We start from the raw sequence: 17,185 nt of genomic DNA, 5'->3' as shown, positions 1-17,185 counted from the left end.
CATGGGGCTGTAACTCCCGTCCTTCCCTCGTCGCTCCGGTCGCTACGCTCCCTCCGCTCCTCGGTCCAGGACGGGAGGCCCCATGACCGCGACCGTGACCGTGCCCGCCGCCAGGGCGACGACAGCGGCGCCGAGACGGCGGATCTGGTCGTACTGGCGGTTCTACCTGGCGCTGTCACCGTTCTTCCTCCTGTTCGCGGTGTTCGGGCTGTACCCGATGCTGTCCACGATCGTGCTGGCCTTCCAGCGCTGGGACGGCCTGAGCGCCCGCAGGTTCACCGGGCTGGACAACTTCGCGTTCCTGGTCAAGGACCCGACGTTCTGGCAGTCGCTGGAGAACACCGTCGTCCTGTTCCTGATGTCGACGGTCCCGACGCTGGTGCTCGCGCTGCTGCTCGCGGTGATGCTGCAGTCCGCGGTCCGGTTCACGAACGTGTACCGGATCGCGTACTTCATCCCGAACGTGACGTCACTGGTCGCGATGGCGATCTTCTTCAGCTCGATCTTCAGCACGAACTTCGGTCTGGTGAACGCCGCCCTGCGGTCGCTCGGCATCCCGCAGCAGGACTGGCTGGGGCAGCCGTGGGGCATCAAGATCGCGATCTCCACGATGATCGTGTGGCAGTGGGTCGGGTACAACACGCTGATCTACCTGGCCGGGCTGCAGGCGATCCCGAAGGACCAGTACGAGGCCGCCAAGGTCGACGGGGCCGGGGCGGTCCGGACGTTCTTCGCGATCACGTTGCCGCAGCTGCGTCCCGTTGTGTTGTTCACGGTCGTGATGTCGACGATCGGCGGGCTGCAGACGTTCACCGAGCCGCAGGTGATGGTCGGCAACAGCGGCGGCACCGGTCAGAGCGGCATGACCGTGGTGCTGTTCTTCTACCGAGCCGCGTTCCTGGACAACGACTACGGGTACGCGGCGGCGATCGCGCTCAGCATCTTCGCGCTGGTGCTGTTGTTCACGGCCATCAACTGGCGGATCTTCCGCGGACGGGGTGAGGATCGATGACCCGGTACCGGCTGCGCGGTCTCGCGCTGCACGCGGCGCTCGTTCTGGCGCTGCTGGTGTTCATGTTCCCGTTCGTGTGGACGATCCTGATGGCGTCGAACACGACCGCGGACATCTACCGCTTCCCGCCCAAGCTGACGTTCGGCGGGCATTTCGGGGAGAACGTCCGGCAGGTGCTGGAGAACGTCGCGTTCTTCCAGTCGATGGCGAACACCGTGGTCGTGGCGGTCTCCACGACGCTGCTGGTGCTGTTCTTCGACTCGCTCGCGGCGTTCACGTTCGCCAAGTTCCGGTTCCCGGGGCGGAACGCGCTGTTCGTGATCCTGCTGGCGACGATGCTGCTGCCGGCGCAACTGGCCGCCGTACCGCAGTTCCAGACGATGGCGCTGCTCGGCTGGGTCGGTTCGCTGAAGGCGCTGATCATTCCCGGCGCGGCGAACGCGTTCGGCATCTTCTGGATGCGGCAGTACTTCCAGAACTCGATCCACAACGAGCTGGTCGAGGCCGCGACGCTGGACGGCTGCGGTTTCTTCGGCACGTACTGGCACGTCGCGCTGCCATCCGCGCGGCCGGCGCTGGCGTTCCTCGGCATCTTCACGTTCGTCGGCTCCTGGAACGACTACATGTGGCCGCTGATCGTGCTGACCAACCCGGACCACGTGACGCTGCAGGTCGCCCTGTCGACGCTGAACCGCTCGCACGGTGTGGACTACAGCATGGTGATGACCGGTGCGCTGATGGCGATGGTCCCGCTGGTGATCGTCTTCGCGATCTTCGCCCGCCAGTTCATCAAGGGTGCGACGGAAGGCGCAGTCCGCGGCTGAGCACGCCGGCGATGATCAGTAGGTTGCCGAGCAGCGCGACGACGAAGACGGACGGGGTGTCCGCCTGGGTTGCGGCAGGGATCACGGAGAGGATGCCGATCAGGGCGTACGTCGTCACGGTCGCGCTGAGCCAGTTGCCGGCGTCGGAGCCCCACTTCGACGCCAAGGCGCACCAGCCGAGCGCGACCGCGACGAGTGGCTCCAGCGCGGCCAGCATTGTGACGTGGAAGAAGGACACACCGCTGGAGTCCTGCAACAGCGCGCTGAGCATCAAGAGCACGCCCCCTGCGATCACCAGGACCGCCGCTACTCGTGGGACGGGCCACAGCGGCAGCCGGTCAGGCCGGTAGTAGAGGAGCAGTACAGCGGCCAGCACCACGGCGATCGCGCCGGTCAGTAGCCACGCCGTGGTCTCGTCGGTCCAGATGCCGAAGAGCTTCACGCTCTCGCTGGACGAGATGCCGCCGACAAGGATCAGCACGCCGTCCTCGAGGATCGCGGCGAGACATCCCGCGATGACGCCGAGGACGACGGGCCGCGCGGACCGGGCCGCCAGGCTCGCGAGCAGGATCGCGAACGACGAGACGATGATCGGGTCCCCCGAGCTGCGGTACACGTACCAGCCGGTGTCATCGTCGACCCAGAGCTTGCGCGAGTTGGCCTGCCCGGGCCAGTTCAGGTAGATGAGCAGCCCGGCACCGACCACCAGAACGCCGACGATCCACCACGGAACCTGGTGCGACGGTGACGGTGTGCGCCGCGGTGGCTCGGGGACCGGCGGGGGCTCGGGCGACGGCTCGGGCTCCGGTTCCGGCGGGCGCGGCGGCGGTTCGGACTCGGTGTCCGGCAACGTCAGATGGACCGGGATCGTCCGCTCGCCGGTCGGTCCGCTGACGATCACCGTCGCTTCGCTCTCGCCGGACGCATCGGCACGAACCGTGATGACGTCGCCGTCCTGCTGGACCTTCAGCCACTCCACGCTCGACGTCGCGACCGCGGTCTGCACGATCGGCGGACCTTCGAGCCGTACTTCGGCACCCTCCGGGCCGAGGTCGAGCGCCTCGGGTGTCACCCGCGGAACGGCCTCCTCGAGCGCCTCCGCCGCGGCCATCGCGACCCGTCGGCTGTCGTCGTTCACCATCGGCTGCAGCGCCTGCCAGGCGGCGTACGCCTGGCCCAGATCGGCGCCGGCGAGGCGCTCGCGCAGGTAGTCGACCACACCGAACCTTGCCGCCGGCAACGGGCTCTCCAGCGCCGAGACCAGCTCCGGCGCCAACGGCGTCGGCGTGATCCGGCGGATCCGGCTGCGCGCGATCAGCAGTTCGCCCTGGGCGCCGAACGTCCACATCTGCGGGTTCTGGTTCGGCGTCACCCGATGGACCCGGTCCGTCACGTACCCGACCAGTTCGGTGAGGCCGACCCAGCCGTCGCCGTCCCGATCCGCCTCGCCCGTCGTCAGGCCGTCGACCACGGCACCGGTGAACACCGACGGGACCGGCGTCGCGTCCGACGCCAGTTGTCCGCCCTCGAACGCGTACTCCATCGCGCTCGACGCCGTCACCACGACCCGGCCACGGCCGCCACCGACATCGGCCTGCCCCGCGAACGCGTCCCGTACCTGCGCCTCACCGGCCGCACGCACGACCATGCCGCGCGGGAACGCGCCGCCGTAGCAGCAGTCCAGGAACAGGGCGATCCGCTGCGCCCGGCTGTCCGACATCTGCCGGTTGACGAAGTCGGCGGCGACCGCTGTCGACGCCAGCCGGGCCGGTTTGGTGTCCGCGACCGCCAGGAACAGTTCGCCGGCCGCGTTCTTCAGGCCGTGGCAGGAGAAGTGCAGCAGCAACAGGTCTTCGGGCTGCCGGTCGGCGAAGAAGTCCTCGACCGCGACCCGGATCTCCTGCGCGGACTCGTTGCGCAGGACCCGGACCTCGAACCCGCCCACCGACGGATCCGCCAGCGTCTCGGCCAGTGCGGCCGCGTCGTGCGCCGGTGCGACCAGGCTGCGCAGTCCCGGATCGTCGTAATGATCGTTGGCCACCACGAGGGCGATACGCGCGCCGGACATGTCACACGTCCGCTCCGGCGTGCCGTCGGACGAAGGTGTCGATGAGCTGTTGCTGCATATCGTCGGAGGCGCCGGTGAGCTCGATCACGTCGCCGTCGATCGTGACCTTCACGGATCGCCCGCCGGCGGACCGGCGCAGCCACTCACGGATCACCCCGACGACCCCGCCGATCGCCTGCAGTCCGGGCGCCAGCGAAACGCTCAGCACGCCGGCCACCGCGGCGAGTCCGCCCTTCGAACCCGGCGGCGCCTCGCCCTCGGCGTACGGCTCGACCGACCGGACGTCGAGCATCAGCAACTCCTGGCGCAGCAGCAGCGCCAGTACCTCGAGCCGTTCGGTGTCCACGCTGCTGTCGACGACCTCGACCCGGACCTCCCCAGCCATGGCCCCTCCCCACCCCCAGGCCGCTGTTCCAACAATGCGGCCGTTGCGGGTCCGGCCACAAGCCATCGACAACGTAGGCTTCGGGAACTGGATCGTGCGCGGCGACGTCGGAGGGACACATGACAGGCAAGCGGGGGCGGGTGATCGGCCGGATCGCACCCGGGATCGTCGGCGAGGTGATGCTGCCGGTCCGGGGTGCCACCGAGGCCTTCTACGCTTACCCGGCGACCGACGAGGTGCTCGAGGTGGGGACGCAGGTGGTCGTGGTCGACTTCGACCCGCCCCGCACCGTGTACGTCGCTCGCGCCCTTTAATTGACGTTCCCTTGGAGGGGAAATGCTCTGGACGTACCTGATCATCGCGGCGGTCGCGGTGGTCGTCCTTCTGATCCTGTTCCGGATGGTCTGGCGGGTGGCGGAGCCGAACGAGGCGCTGATCATCTCCGGCCTCGGCGCGCACTCGAGCACCGACCAGGTCAACGAGACCCTCGGATTCAAGATCGTCGTCGGCCGCGGCACCGCGGTGCTGCCCGGCTTCCAGACGGTACGGCGGTTGCCGCTGGACATCCGTGCGACGCCGCTGACCGTGACCTGCGTGTCCAGCCAGGGCATCCCGCTGCACATCAAGGGCGTCACGGCCTACAAGGTCGGTGACGACTACGGCTCGATCGCGAACGCGGCCCGGCGGTTCCTGGAGCAGAGCGACGAGCAGGTGATGGGCACCATCCACGAACTGTTCGCGGGTCACCTGCGGGCGATCGTCGGCTCCACCACGGTCGAGGAGATGCTGCACGACCGGGAGACGCTGACCACCAACATCCGCGGCTCGCTGGCCGGGGACATGGAGAAGCTCGGCCTGGTGGTGGACTCGCTGCAGATCCAGGAGATCGACGACGAGTCCGGCTACATCAAGAACCTCGGCCGTCCGCAGGCCGCCGCCGTCGAGGCCGCGGCCCGGATCGCCCAGGCCGAGCGGGACCGGGAGGCGACCGAGCGCGAGCAGGCCGCCGCCGCCCAGAAGGCCGCGGCTGTCCGGGAGAGCTCGATCGCCCAGGCCGGTTACCAGGCCGAGGTCGACCAGGCGAAGTCGAAGGCCTCGCAGTCCGGCCCGCTGGCCGAGGCGCTGGCCCGCCAGGAGGTCGTCGTCGCCGAGACCGAGACCGCGAAGCTGAACGCGTCGCTGGCCGAGAAGCAGCTGGAGTCGTCGGTGCTGAAGCCGGCCGACGCCGAGGCGTACCGGCAGCGCACGCTGGCCCAGGCCGCCCGGGACGCGCAGATCGCGGCCGCCGAGGCGAACGCCCGCGAGGTCCAGCTCCGCGGTGAGGCGCAGGCGAAGGCCACCGAGCTCACCGGTAAGGCCGAGGCGTCCGCGGTGCAGGCCAAGGCGATGGCCGAGGCCGCCGGTATCAAGGCGCGCGCCGAGGCGCTGGCCACCAACACCGAGGCCGTCGTCGCGCAGCAGCTGGCCGAGGCCTACCCGGAGATCGTCTCCGCGGCCGCCGGCTCGTTCGAGAAGGTCGGCAACATGGTGGTCCTGAACGGCGCCCAGGGCATCGAGGACACCCTGGTGAAGACGATCACGATGGGCGGCTCCGGTTTCGCGCTGGCCAAGCAGCTGATCGACTCGCTGGCCACGAAGAAGGACCAGACCCCCAAGCTGGAGCCGGTGGCCGACGAGTCGGCCTGACAATTAACTACAGACGCAAACCGTTGAAGGGTGCTGCTTGACGGCTGACACTGAGCCTCATGCCGCCCAGAAGAATCCTCGCAGTACTCGCCGCGTTCCTGCTCGGCGCCGCCGCCCTGGTGGCGGTGCCGACGCAGGCGCAGGCCGCGCCGAACTTCAAGGCCCCGTTCCCCTGTGGCCAACGCTGGACCTACAGCCACCACTCCGGTGAGGTCCGCCGCGCACTCGACTTCGTCCGCGCCGACGGCGGGACGACGAACGGTACGCCGGTGCTCGCGTCCGCCGGCGGTACGGCGTACCGCTACTCGCAGCCGAGCGGCGCCGGCAACTACATCGCCATCGAGCACGGCGGCGGCTGGAAGACCTACTACTTCCACCTGTCCGCGTACTCGGTGGGCAACGGCCAGCAGGTCTCGCAGGGCCAGCAGATCGGAGTCACCGGCAGCACCGGCAACTCCACCGGCCCGCACATCCACTACGAGCAGCTGCTCAACGGCATCGGGCAGAACATCGTCATCAACGGGTCGGCACTGGCCTACCCGGGCTCGTACGGCTCCTACTTCCTCACCAGCGACAACGGCTGCTCCGGCCCGGGCAAGAACTACATGACCTGGGGCTCCGGCGTGAACGTCCGCTCCGACGCGCATCTGAGCTCGCCGGTCGTGACCACGCTGGCCGGACCGACGTCGGTGTGGGTGCTCTGCCAGAAGCAGGGCGACACCGTGAACGCCGAGGGCTACACCAACAGCTGGTGGTCCAAGCTGCGTGACCAGAACGGGTTCATCAGCAACATCTACATCGACGACCCGAACGCGCAGCTACCTGGCGTACCGATCTGCTGAACCAGTGGGATCCCCTTGCGTGCAAGGGGATCCCACTGCCGTTCAGGCGGTGTGCAACGTCAGGCCGTACGCCTGCAGGATCTCGTTGACCGGCTGGAACCACGTCTCGCCACCGCTGCTGCAGTTGCCCCAGCCGCCGGACGTGACGCCCTGCGCCTGGTCACCGGTGATGAACGACCCACCGGAGTCACCACCCTCGGCGCAGACGCTGGTCTTGGTCGCGCCGTAGAACAGCTGACCGTTGCCGTAGTTCACGGTCTCGTTCTTGGCCAGGATCGTGCCGCAGTGCCAGTGCGTGGTCGAACCGCTCCGGCAGACCGACGAGCCGATCGGCGCCTCCCACGAGCCGCGGACCAACTGGTCGCTCACCTGTCCCCAGCCGAGCACCACCGGCACGGTCCACCAGCCATAGCCGGTGGCCACCCACGCGTAGTCGTTGCCGGGGAACGACCAGCCACGGAACGAGCCCTGGTCGGAGCCGTCCCAGCCGCGCACGATGCCGCTCCGGCCACAGTGGCCGGCCGTGACGTACCCGCCGTACACCGAGAAGCCGATCGAGCAGCGGATGTTGCTGACGTAGTACGGGTCGCCGCCGACCGTCCCGGCCGCGAAGGTGCGCGGGGCCTGCGCCGCGACCTCCTTGACCGTCACCGCACCGGCCTTGGCGACCTTGGCGACGAACGCGTCGACGGCCGCGGAACGCTTACCTGCTTGGACGTTGACCACCACGCTGCCGGTCCGCGGGTCAGCTGCCCACCCGCTGATCGCAGCCGGCACTGCCTTGCCGGCCAGCTTGTCGACGGCAGCCTTCCGCTGGTCCAGGGCCTTCGCCGGCACGGGTACGGCGGCCACTTGCGCTCCGGTTGCGCGTACTGCGGAAGTACGCGCAGAGCCGACCACGCCAACAACCAGCTTCTGCGTGGCGACGTCGTACCAGGCGCCGCCGTACGCGGCACCGGCTGCTTTCTGGGCCGCGGGCAACAGCTTCGCCGCGGAGGTCTCGGCTGCCAGCCGTTGCTGCATCTGCTGCTCGGTCAGCCCGAAGTCGCGTTGCATTGCCGCGGACTGGCCGGGCACGGCCAGAGGCTCGGCCAGCGCCTGCGCGGGCACAGTCAGGACAGCCGCCGTGAGTACGGCGGCCAGGAGGACCTTCATCTGAACTCTCCTCACCTAGGGGCGGTTCGGTGGATGAGAGCGCTCTCAGATCGAGAGTGGCCTACGTTGTCAGGCGCGTCAAGGGTTCACAGGCCGAGGTAGGCGAGAACGGCGAGGACGCGGCGGTGACCGGAGTCCGTCGGCGGGAGGTCGAGTTTGAGGAACACGTTGCCGACGTGCTTGTGCACCGCGCCGTCGGAGATGACGAGCTTCTCCCCGATCGCCGTGTTGCCGAGGCCTTCGGCCATCAGCGCGAGGACTTCACGCTCGCGCGGCGTCAGCCGGTCCAGCGGGCTGCTCCGCTTCACCATCAGCTGGCTGACCACCTCCGGGTCGAGCACGGTCCCGCCGGCCGCGACCCGTCGTACCGCTTCCAGGAACTCGTCGACGCGCGAGACCCGGTCCTTCAGCAGGTAGCCGACGCCCTCGCTGCCGGCTGCGAGCAGCTCGGCGGCGTACACTTCCTCGACGTACTGCGAGAACACCAGCACCGGAAGCCCCGGCCGGACGCGGCGCGCCTCGATCGCGGCTCGCAGGCCCTCGTCGGTGAAGGTCGGGGGCAGCCGTACGTCGACGACCGCGATGTCCACCGGGTGCTCGTCGACCGCCTTGGCGAACTCGTCCGCGTCGGTGGCGACGGCGACGACCTGGAAGCCGGAGTTGTCGAGCAGCAGACTGAGGCCCTCGGCGAGGATCGGGTTGTCCTCGAGGATGATCACCCGCACGGAAGGATCACCTCGACGGTGGTCGGCCCGCCGATCGGGCTCTGCAGCTCCATCTGACCGTCGATCGCCTGCACGCGATGGAGCATGCCATGCAGTCCGCTCCCCCGGCCCAGCAGGTCGGACTGCGCACCGAACTGGGCATTGACCCGCGCTCCGCCGATCCCGTCGTCGGTGACCGCCAGGTAGAGCTCGGGACCACGCCGTTCGAGTTGGATGTCGACATGCCCCGCCGCACTGTGCTTCGTGATGTTGGTGAGCGACTCCGCGACGACGAAGTACGCAGCGGCCTCGACTGCTGCCGGGACCTCGCCCAGCGCACCGATGCGGAGCTCGACCGGCAGCGGACACCGGGCGGCCAGTGCCGACACCGCTCCGGCCAGACCGCGGTCCGCAAGGATCGGCGGGTACATCGTCCGCAGTACGCCGCGCAGCTCGGTCATGGCCTGCTCTGCGCCGTCACGGGCGTCGTCCAGCAGCTTGGCGGCCTTCTCCGGGTCCTCAGCCATGGTCTGCTTCGCGATGCCGATCCGCATGGCCAGAGACACCAGCTGGGCCTGCGTCCCGTCGTGCAGGTCGCGCTCGATCCGGCGCAGCTCGGCACCGTGCGAGTCGACAGCACCTGCCCTGCTCTTGGTGAGCTCCTCGACCCGCTGCGCCAGCCTGGCCGTCTCGAGCTGGTCCGGGCTGGGCGCGAGCAACCGGAGCGCCGCCTTGGCGTGACCGCGAGCCAAAGCGGGCGCAACCCGCCCCAGGAACCACAGACTGACTCCGACCTGCAGCGGGCCGAGCGTGAGCGCCTCGAACCAGTTGTCGACGTCGAGACCCATCAGGCTGAAGTTGCCCGGGTCGAGCCACCACAGCAGCATACCGACGATCGCCGCCGGCGCACCGACCACCGCGATGACGGCCACGAGCAGCTCGGGGATCATCGCTACTGGCATCAGCAGGCAGCGCAGGCTGCGCTTGAACGACTTGTCCCGGAACAGCGTCGTGACGTCGCCGGGCTGCCGCGGCAGGGCCGGCGGCAATTCCTCGGCCTGCGGGATGCCGAGGTACTTCGCCGCCCGGTACCGCTCGCTGTTGGCGAGCTTCACCAGGCCGGCGGTGACGCCCGGGATGATCCAGCCGAGCAGCAGGCTGATCGGTGTCGCGGCCAGCAACGTGACCGACTTCAGGTACCGGATCACCAGATAGCCGGCGGCCGGACCACCCCGGGAGAGGATCTTCGTGAGCATGCACCCATCCTGCGGCACGGCGGCAACCGCAGTCGGTACAGCAGGCTCTACCTTTCGCCTTCTAGCAATCCGGTACGCCGGGCAGCTTTTGGTTCGGGTCGTCGATGTAGATGTTGGTCATGTAGCCGTGCTGGTCGCGCAGCTTGGCCCACCAGTTGTTGGTGTAGCCGTTGGCGGTCACCGTGTCGCCCTGGACCTGGCACTCGACGAACACCTGGGTCGGGCCGGGCAGCGTGGTGACGACCGACGCGGACAGCTTCGGCGCCGAGCGGACGTTGACGCCGCTGCCCCAGGTGGTGAAGTTGTACTCCGGCGGGTTCGGGTCGCCGCCGTTCACCAGCTGCATGTAGTAGTCCCAGTTCCAATTGGGCCCCGGGTCGGTGTGATCGTTGTTCGGCATCTCGCTGTGGCCCTTGATGTGGGCCCGGTCCTTCGGGATGCCCCGCCGGTCGGCGATGTTGCGGGTCAGGGCGGCCGACGAACGGTACATCGCGTCGGTGAACCAGGACGGCTGGTCGACGAACCCTTCGTGCTCGATGCCGATCGTGTACGGGTTCTCGGTCCGGACGTGCCACGCGGTGTCCTTCTCGGCCACCATCTGGGTGACCTCGCCGTCGCTGGCGCGGACCACGTAGTGCGCGCTGACCTGTGCCGACGGGTTCTTGAACCAGCTGATCGTGCCGGCGTACGAGCCCTGGGTCACATGGATCACGATCGTGGTGATCGCCGCGGTCCGCCCGACGCGGTAGTTGCTGGTGCTGGCCGGGTTCCAGATCGCGCCCGGGTAGTCGACGGCCGCGGTCCCGAGCGGAGCGGCCTTCGCGTACGCGCCGCGGTCCGGGGTGACCGCCTTCGGGTCTGTCGAGACGCCCGCGGTACGGACGCCGCGCGCGATGATCCGGTAGACCTCGTCGGTGTAGAGCCGCGCGGTCGACGCGTCGGCGGAGTGGGAGTACTTGGCGATCACGCCGTACCACTTAGCGAGGTCGCCGCGGTCGGTCAGCTTGGCCTGATCGGCGTACGAGTCGAGGACGGCGGCGGCGCCGAGGACGTTCGAGGTGTCGTCCTTGGAGAGCGTCGCGACCGGCAGACCGGTCAGCTTGCTTGCCTCGGACATCGTCTTGTTCACGTTGTTGGCGGCCAGGTGCATCACGCCGTAGCCGTTCGCCTGGCTCGGTGTGCCGTCGTGGCCGTCGAGATGCGTCTCGGCGAACCCGACGCCGACGAGCACTTCCCGCGGTACGTCGTACTTCGCGGAGGCGGCCCGGAACGCGGAGGCGAGCTCCGACTCGGACGGCGGCTGGGCCGCATTGCTCGGCAGAGCCGTCAAGGCCAGTGCGCCGACGGCCAGGAATGCGGGTATCAGGGCGGTTTTACCCATCGGGGCGGTTCCTTCCCGTGTCTGGTCCGCCGAGGGGCGTCGGCGGTCCCGAGAGCCACGCTAAGGGAAGATCTTCCGCTGATTCCAGTGTTTGAGTGAATTTCTTCCCGTCACCGGGAGAAGATCACGCTTCCACGCAGCGCGATCAGACGCGGGTGGGTCAGCACGGCCGGATTCGCCCGCGGATCCTCGTCGTAGACGACCAGATCGGCCGGATCGCCGGGGGCGAGCTCGCTCGGTGCGCCCAGCCAGGCCCGGGCCGCCCACGACCCCGCGGCGAGCGCCTGCTCCCCCGACATCCCGATCTCGGTCAGCGCCTGGATCTCCTGCGCCACCAGGCCGTGCCCGAGAACACCGCCCGCGTCGGTCCCCGCATAGACGGGGACGCCGGCCTCGAACGCATCCCGCAAACGGTGCAAGCGGCGCTCGTACAGGTCACGCATGTGGGTCGAGTACATCGGGAACTTGGCCGCGGCCTGCTCGGCGTACTGCGGGAAGTGCTCGAGCTGGATCATTGTCGGTACGACGGCCACCTGGCGCTCGGCCATCCCGGCGAGCAAACCGGGCTCGATGCCGGTGCCGTGCTCGAGGCAGTCGATGCCCGCGGCCAGCAGATCCGGGAGGGCGTGCTCGCCGAACACGTGCGCGGTCACCCGGGCGCCGAGCTCGTGGGCGCGGGCGATCGCGGCGTTCAGCGCCTCGGCCGGCCAGCACGGGGTCAGGTCGCCGGCGTCGCGGTCGATCCAGTCGCCGACCAGCTTGACCCAGCCGTCGCCGCGCCGGGCCTCCTGCTCGACGTACGCGACCAGTTCCTCCGGCTCGATCTCCCAGCCGTAGTTGCGGATGTACCGCTTCGAGCGGGCGATGTGCCGGCCGGCCCGGATGATCTTCGGCAGGTCCGCACGGTCGTCGATCCAGCGGGTATCCACCGGCGAGCCGGCGTCCCGGACGAGCAGCGCACCGGCCTCCCGGTCGGCGATCGCTTGCTGCTCCTGGATCTCCCGGTCGACGCCGCCGTGCTGGTCGAGGCCGATGTGACAGTGCGCGTCGACCAGGCCGGGCACGATCCAGCCGCCGGTGTGCACGGTCGTCACATCAGCAGCGGTGGGCCGGTCGACGACCAGCCCACCGCTGAGGTGGATCTCCTGCTGCTCACCAGCCGGCAGCACCGTGCCGACGAGCCTCAAAACCGTCATACGGCTGACGGTATCCGGCGAGGCGCTGCCGGTGCGAGCTACCCGGTGCGAGCTACCGGTGCGAGCTACCCGTGCGAGCCGCCGCCCGGCGTGCAGGTCGGGGTGGTGGTCTCGTTACCGGCGCACGGGGTCCCGGACGGGGTCTCCGTCGGGGTCGCCGTCGGCGTCGGGGTCGGGGTGGGAGTCGGAGTCGGGGTGGGCGTCGGCGACGGCGTCTTCGTCGGCGTCCTGGTGGGTGTCTTGGTCGGGGTCTTCGTCGGGGTCTTCGTCGGCGTCCTGGTCGGGGTGTCGGTCGGCGTCCCGGCCGGCTTCGGCACGGTCGTCCGGTCGTCCGGCGTGGACGTCGGCACCACCGGCGGCTGTGTCGTCGGCACCGCGGTCGGCGTTGGCGTCGGCGTCGTGGTGTCGTCCGGAACGTCCGGCACCTGGCGCGGGTCGACCCGGCGCTCGGCGTTGCCGTTCGTCTTCGCGGTCGAGATGTTGCCCTTCGCGTTCGGCACGAGGACCGCGTTCTTGCTGTAGACGCGCATCCACTTCAGCACCGTGGCGACGAAGTCCTTGGAGTGCTGGTACCGCAGCAGGGCGGAGACCAGATCGCGCGGCCGGCGCAGGTCGTCGCCCTCGGCGCAGAGCACCACGGCGACCGTGGTGACCGCGTCGTACACGTTGTTCGGGTTGCGGTAGCCGTCGCCGTTGCCGTCGGCCCCGAACTCGTCCCAGACCTGCGGGATGATCTGCATCGGCCCGACGGCCCGGTCCCAGGTCTGGTCGGCGTCGAACTTGCCCTTGTCGCTGTCGGTGATCCGGCCGTTGCCGTGCCGGCCGTTCAGCACCGGGCCGAGGATCCGGCCGCGGGTGGTGCCGGCCACGTCGACGCGGCCGCCGCTCGCGTGGTCGGACTCGACCTTGCCGATCCCGGCCAGCAACGGCCAGGTCAGCCCACAGTTCGGCCGCACGACCGCGAGGTTGGCGGTGGCGCGGCGGTAGGCGGGGAACACCCCGCGCGGGATGCCGTTCACGGCTCCCGGCCGCCCGGGACGCACGACCGAGCGGCCGTCGGTGGCCCCCTGCACGGGGACGTCGTCGCGGGCAGGTTTGTCGGATCCGAGCCGGCCGTCCACACCGGGACGCTGCGGCACGATCATCGTCAGCTCGTCGAACTCGCCACTGTTCAGCCCGGCCCCGGGTGACGGGGCGACCGGGCTGCCCGCCTCGAGCGGTCCGGAGGCACCGGCTCCCCCCGAGGCGACGGTCACGATGGCCCCGACCAGGAGCGGGGCCGTACACAAAGAAGCGATGATGATTTTGACCCGACGGTTACCACTACGGGTTAGGCGCATAGCCCCTTCAACGAACCACGCGCCAGAAAGTTACATCAAGACGACGCAAAGTTACGCCGCCCAGAAACCCCTCGGAAAACCGGCACCGAGGTAACGATCGCCGCTACCTCACCTTACCGGCCGTAGTCGGCCTGAACCGATCGGGCCTCAGCCGGCCGCCGAGGGTGCGTCGCTCGGGCTGGCCGACGACTCACCCTGCGGGGACGTCGTGCTGCAGGGCTCCGGCGTCGGTGTCAGCGTCGGGCTGCTGGTCGGCGCGGTGGTCGTCGCCGGGGTGCAGGTCGGGTCGCTCGTCGGGTCACCCGACGGCGAGGTCGTCGGCGAGGTCGGCGTGCTGGTCGGCGACTCCGTGGGCGTCGTCGGCGTCGTCGGCGGGCTCGTCGGCGTCTTGGTCGGGCTGCTCGGCGGCGGGCTCAGCGGCGGCCTGGTCGGCTTCGAGGTGGCGGGCGGTGTGGACGTGGACGTCGCCGGGCTGTTCGATGGCCGCGGGGACGTCGGCGTCGAGCTCGGCGCGGCGGTCGGGCTGGAGCTCGTCGGCGCGGTCGTCGGCGCCGTGGTCGGAACCGTCGTCGGCGGCGCAGTGGTCGGCGGAGTCGACGTCGGCGTCGACTCGCGGTCGTCGGCGTTGCCGTCGTCGTCCGGGGTGTCGATGATGCCGGGCTTGTCCGGGATGCTCACGGTGTCGTTGCTGTACGACTGCATCCAGCGCAGGACGGTCGACACGTAGTCCATCGAGTGGTTGTAGCGCAGCACCGCCTGGACCAGGCCCTGCGGGTCGGCGAGGTTCGCCCCGCCGGAGCAGAGGTAGTCGCCGGCCGCGCGCGCCGCGTCGAACACGTTGTGCGGGTCCTTGACCCCGTCGCCGTTACCGTCGGCACCGAACGCCCTCCAGGTGCCCGGGATGAACTGCATCGGCCCGACCGCGCGGTCCCAGGTCGCACTCCCGTCGTACAGCCCCTGGTCGGTGTCGGCGATCGCCGCCATCCCGGGGCCGCCGTCCAGGACCGGGCCGAGGATCTTGCCGCGGGTGTTGCCGTTCGCGTCGACCTTGCCGCCGCTGGCGTGGCCGGACTCGACCTTGCCGATCCCGGCCAGCAGCGGCCAGGTGATGTGGCAGCCTGGCATCGACATCGCCAGGTCCCGCGCGGCCTTCTGGTACGCCGCCAGCACGGTGCCGGGGATGCCCGAGGCGTTCCCGAACGCGCCGGGAATCGGCTGCACGGTGCCGTCCGTCGTCCCCGTGACGGGAACCTGGACCGTGGACTTGTCCTGCGTCGGCAGGCTGCCGTCGACGCCCGGCTGTTGGGGCACATTGTTCGCCAGGTCGTCGAACACCGCGTCCTGGCGCGGGGCGGACAGCGCGTGCGCGTCGACGATGAACGTGTTCGAGGTGACTCCGCCGACCACGAACACGGCGACCATGGCGGTGGGCGGGGCAAGGCAGACCCAGGTGGCGGTCAGCTTTCCCCGCCAGGTGTCCAGGTTCTTGAACTGCTGCCTCATCCGAACCGTCCTCGACGCATTCCGCAGGTGGTGTGTCTTCCGTGCGTAGGCACGATCTTAGTCGCCTGGAGGTCGCCGACAACCCGTGCCGGTGAGCCACTGTCTTCGCGGAACCACCGTAGAAGCAGTCATCCGCCCACCGCGTCGGGTGAACGGATGACAGATGTGCACTTTCGGGAAAGGCCGGAGCTCAGTTACCGCCGAGCATCTTCTTGAAATCGTCCGGCAGTTCGAAGTCGCCGCCGTTCTGCCCGCCGAACGCGGCCGGCAACTGACCCGGCTCCGGAGCCTGCGGCTGCTGGCCGGCCTGGTTCGCCCGCTTGGCGGGGTTGCCGGAGCCGCGCTTCTTGCCCTTCTTCTGCTGCTGCTTGGCCTTCCGGGCGCCGCCGCCCATGCCGGGCATTCCCGGCATCCCGGGCATCCCCGGCATGCCCTTGCCGGACGCCATCGCGGCCATCATCTTGCGGGCCTCGAAGAACCGCTCGACCAGCCCGCTGACGGTGGCCACCTCGGTCCCGGAACCCTTCGCGATCCGGGCCCGGCGGGAGCCGTTGATGATGTTCGGGTCGGCGCGCTCGGCCGGGGTCATCGAATGGATGACCGCCTCGATCCGGTCGATCTCGCGCTCGTCGAAGTTCTCCAGCTGGTCCTTGAACTGGTTCGCACCGGGCAGCATGCCGAAGATCTTGGTCAGCGGGCCCATCTTCCGGACCGACTGCATCTGGGCCAGGAAGTCGTCCAGCGTGAAGTCCTTGCCGCCCTTCTTGGCCAGCTTGGCCGCGGTCTTGGCGGCCTCCTCGGCGTCGAAGGTCTGCTCGGCCTTCTCGATCAGGCTGAGCACGTCACCCATGCCGAGGATGCGCGACGCCATCCGGTCGGGGTGGAAGACGTCGAAGTCCTCGAGCTTCTCGCCGTTGCTGGCGAACATCACCTGGCGGCCGGTCACCTGCGCGATCGACAGCGCGGCGCCACCGCGGGCGTCACCGTCGAGCTTGGACAGCACCACGCCGTCGAAGCCGACGCCGTCCAGGAAGGCCTGCGCGGTGGTGACCGCGTCCTGGCCGATCATCGCGTCGACGACGAACAGGATCTCGTCCGGGCTGACCGCGTCGCGGATGTCCGCGGCCTGCTTCATCAGCTCCTCGTCGACGCCCAGCCGGCCGGCGGTGTCTACGATGACCACGCTGTGCTGCTTGCCGCGCGCCTCGTCCATCGCCTTGCGGGCGACCTCGACCGGGTCGCCGACGCCGTTACCGGGCTCGGGCGCGAACACCGGGACGCCGGCGCGCTCGCCGACCACCTGCAGCTGGGTCACCGCGTTCGGCCGCTGGAGGTCGGCGGCGACCAGCATCGGGGTCTGGTGCTTGGTCTCCCGCAGCCACTTCGCGAGCTTTCCGGCCAGGGTGGTCTTACCGGCGCCCTGCAGACCGGCGAGCATGATCACCGTCGGCGGCTTCTTGGCCATCCGCAGCTCGCGGGTCTCGCCGCCGAGGATGTTGATCAGTTCCTCGTTGACGATCTTGATGACCTGCTGCGCCGGGTTCAGCCCGCCGCGCACCTCGGCCCCGCCGGCGCGTTCCTTGACCGCAGCGATGAACTCCCGCACGACGGGCAGCGCGACATCGGCCTCCAGCAACGCGATCCGGATCTCCCGGGCGGTCGCGTCGATGTCGGCGTCGGTCAGCTTGCCCTTGCCCCGCAGGTTCTTGAACGCGGTGGAGAGCCGATCGGAGAGCGTGTCGAACACGAGAAACAGTCCGTTTCGTCGAAGCGATGAACTCCCCGAGTCTACCGGCCCCGCAACCTGTGGATAACTCCGGCAAGCAACCTCCT

15 protein-coding genes are annotated in these 17,185 nt (G+C 69.5%); 5 read left to right on the top strand and 10 right to left on the bottom strand.

The features are described 5' to 3' along the window. Positions 1–82 precede the first annotated feature (82 nt). Both AB0I12_RS18530 and AB0I12_RS18525 read left to right on the top strand, forming a co-directional pair. The gene (locus AB0I12_RS18530) at positions 83–1,012 is read left to right on the top strand and encodes a sugar ABC transporter permease (protein WP_359930774.1); all 930 of its coding nucleotides are present in this window, start codon (positions 83–85) and stop codon (positions 1,010–1,012) included. Continuing rightward, positions 1,009–1,836 carry a carbohydrate ABC transporter permease gene (locus AB0I12_RS18525; RefSeq protein WP_355483564.1) on the top strand — a complete coding sequence of 276 codons (828 nt, stop codon included), beginning with the start codon at positions 1,009–1,011 and terminating at the stop codon, positions 1,834–1,836. The genes AB0I12_RS18530 and AB0I12_RS18525 overlap by 4 nt, the downstream gene beginning before the upstream one ends. On the opposite strand, the gene AB0I12_RS18520 is transcribed toward AB0I12_RS18525, so the two are convergent. Beyond that, positions 1,802–3,904 carry a caspase family protein gene (locus AB0I12_RS18520; protein WP_359930770.1) on the bottom strand — a complete coding sequence of 701 codons (2,103 nt, stop codon included), beginning with the start codon at positions 3,902–3,904 and terminating at the stop codon, positions 1,802–1,804. The genes AB0I12_RS18525 and AB0I12_RS18520 overlap by 35 nt on opposite strands. 1 nt (position 3,905) lies before the next feature. Beyond that, on the bottom strand, positions 3,906–4,289 hold the full coding sequence (locus tag AB0I12_RS18515) for a hypothetical protein (RefSeq protein ID WP_359930767.1): 384 nt from the start codon (positions 4,287–4,289) through the stop codon (positions 3,906–3,908). A gap of 119 nt (positions 4,290–4,408) precedes the next feature. On the opposite strand from AB0I12_RS18515, the gene AB0I12_RS18510 reads away from it, so the two are divergent. The 3 genes from AB0I12_RS18510 to AB0I12_RS18500 are packed head-to-tail and all read left to right on the top strand — an operon-like array spanning position 4,409 to position 6,817. After that, complete coding sequence (locus AB0I12_RS18510) at positions 4,409–4,603, top strand: hypothetical protein (RefSeq protein ID WP_359930765.1); 195 nt, start codon at positions 4,409–4,411, stop codon at positions 4,601–4,603. 22 nt (positions 4,604–4,625) lie between these two features. Further along, complete coding sequence (locus AB0I12_RS18505) at positions 4,626–5,975, top strand: SPFH domain-containing protein (RefSeq protein ID WP_359930762.1); 1,350 nt, start codon at positions 4,626–4,628, stop codon at positions 5,973–5,975. A gap of 59 nt (positions 5,976–6,034) precedes the next feature. Further along, positions 6,035–6,817 (top strand): peptidoglycan DD-metalloendopeptidase family protein, encoded by a 783-nt coding sequence (locus AB0I12_RS18500; RefSeq protein ID WP_359930759.1) that lies wholly within the window; start codon positions 6,035–6,037, stop codon positions 6,815–6,817. 42 nt (positions 6,818–6,859) lie between these two features. Here AB0I12_RS18500 and AB0I12_RS18495 read toward each other — a convergent pair whose 3' ends face one another. The 8 genes from AB0I12_RS18495 to ffh form a co-directional block, all read right to left on the bottom strand. Next, the gene (locus AB0I12_RS18495) at positions 6,860–7,972 is read right to left on the bottom strand and encodes a S1 family peptidase (protein WP_359930756.1); all 1,113 of its coding nucleotides are present in this window, start codon (positions 7,970–7,972) and stop codon (positions 6,860–6,862) included. Positions 7,973–8,058: 86 nt separating this feature from the next. Then, on the bottom strand, positions 8,059–8,697 hold the full coding sequence (locus tag AB0I12_RS18490) for a response regulator transcription factor (protein WP_359930753.1): 639 nt from the start codon (positions 8,695–8,697) through the stop codon (positions 8,059–8,061). Further along, complete coding sequence (locus AB0I12_RS18485; protein ID WP_359930750.1) at positions 8,688–9,932, bottom strand: histidine kinase; 1,245 nt, start codon at positions 9,930–9,932, stop codon at positions 8,688–8,690. Before AB0I12_RS18485 ends, AB0I12_RS18490 begins: the two co-directional genes overlap by 10 nt. 61 nt (positions 9,933–9,993) lie before the next feature. Beyond that, on the bottom strand, positions 9,994–11,313 hold the full coding sequence (locus AB0I12_RS18480; protein WP_359930747.1) for an N-acetylmuramoyl-L-alanine amidase: 1,320 nt from the start codon (positions 11,311–11,313) through the stop codon (positions 9,994–9,996). 110 nt (positions 11,314–11,423) lie between these two features. After that, positions 11,424–12,509: an amidohydrolase family protein gene (locus AB0I12_RS18475; protein WP_359930744.1), complete on the bottom strand. Its 1,086-nt coding sequence runs from the start codon at positions 12,507–12,509 to the stop codon at positions 11,424–11,426. A gap of 65 nt (positions 12,510–12,574) precedes the next feature. After that, complete coding sequence (locus AB0I12_RS18470) at positions 12,575–13,765, bottom strand: lytic transglycosylase domain-containing protein (protein ID WP_359930742.1); 1,191 nt, start codon at positions 13,763–13,765, stop codon at positions 12,575–12,577. A gap of 231 nt (positions 13,766–13,996) precedes the next feature. After that, positions 13,997–15,352 (bottom strand): lytic murein transglycosylase, encoded by a 1,356-nt coding sequence (locus AB0I12_RS18465; protein ID WP_359930740.1) that lies wholly within the window; start codon positions 15,350–15,352, stop codon positions 13,997–13,999. A gap of 190 nt (positions 15,353–15,542) precedes the next feature. Further along, a complete protein-coding gene (gene ffh, locus AB0I12_RS18460; protein WP_359930737.1) occupies positions 15,543–17,099 on the bottom strand; it encodes a signal recognition particle protein in 1,557 nt (518 codons plus the stop codon). Positions 17,100–17,185: the final 86 nt, after the last annotated feature.

This window comes from Kribbella sp. NPDC050459, assembly GCF_040655315.1.
Classification (GTDB): Bacteria; Actinomycetota; Actinomycetes; order Propionibacteriales; family Kribbellaceae; genus Kribbella.
This window is presented reverse-complemented; position numbering and strand designations above follow the sequence as displayed.

Coding starts and splice junctions, on each gene's coding strand:
- AB0I12_RS18530 (WP_359930774.1), top strand. CDS start 83: ATGACCGCGACCGTGACCGTGCCCGCCGCCAGGGCGACGACAGCGGCG.
- AB0I12_RS18525 (WP_355483564.1), top strand. CDS start 1,009: ATGACCCGGTACCGGCTGCGCGGTCTCGCGCTGCACGCGGCGCTCGTT.
- AB0I12_RS18520 (WP_359930770.1), bottom strand. CDS start 3,904: ATGTCCGGCGCGCGTATCGCCCTCGTGGTGGCCAACGATCATTACGAC.
- AB0I12_RS18515 (WP_359930767.1), bottom strand. CDS start 4,289: ATGGCTGGGGAGGTCCGGGTCGAGGTCGTCGACAGCAGCGTGGACACC.
- AB0I12_RS18510 (WP_359930765.1), top strand. CDS start 4,409: ATGACAGGCAAGCGGGGGCGGGTGATCGGCCGGATCGCACCCGGGATC.
- AB0I12_RS18505 (WP_359930762.1), top strand. CDS start 4,626: ATGCTCTGGACGTACCTGATCATCGCGGCGGTCGCGGTGGTCGTCCTT.
- AB0I12_RS18500 (WP_359930759.1), top strand. CDS start 6,035: ATGCCGCCCAGAAGAATCCTCGCAGTACTCGCCGCGTTCCTGCTCGGC.
- AB0I12_RS18495 (WP_359930756.1), bottom strand. CDS start 7,972: ATGAAGGTCCTCCTGGCCGCCGTACTCACGGCGGCTGTCCTGACTGTG.
- AB0I12_RS18485 (WP_359930750.1), bottom strand. CDS start 9,932: ATGCTCACGAAGATCCTCTCCCGGGGTGGTCCGGCCGCCGGCTATCTG.
- AB0I12_RS18480 (WP_359930747.1), bottom strand. CDS start 11,313: ATGGGTAAAACCGCCCTGATACCCGCATTCCTGGCCGTCGGCGCACTG.
- AB0I12_RS18475 (WP_359930744.1), bottom strand. CDS start 12,509: ATGACGGTTTTGAGGCTCGTCGGCACGGTGCTGCCGGCTGGTGAGCAG.
- AB0I12_RS18465 (WP_359930740.1), bottom strand. CDS start 15,352: ATGAGGCAGCAGTTCAAGAACCTGGACACCTGGCGGGGAAAGCTGACC.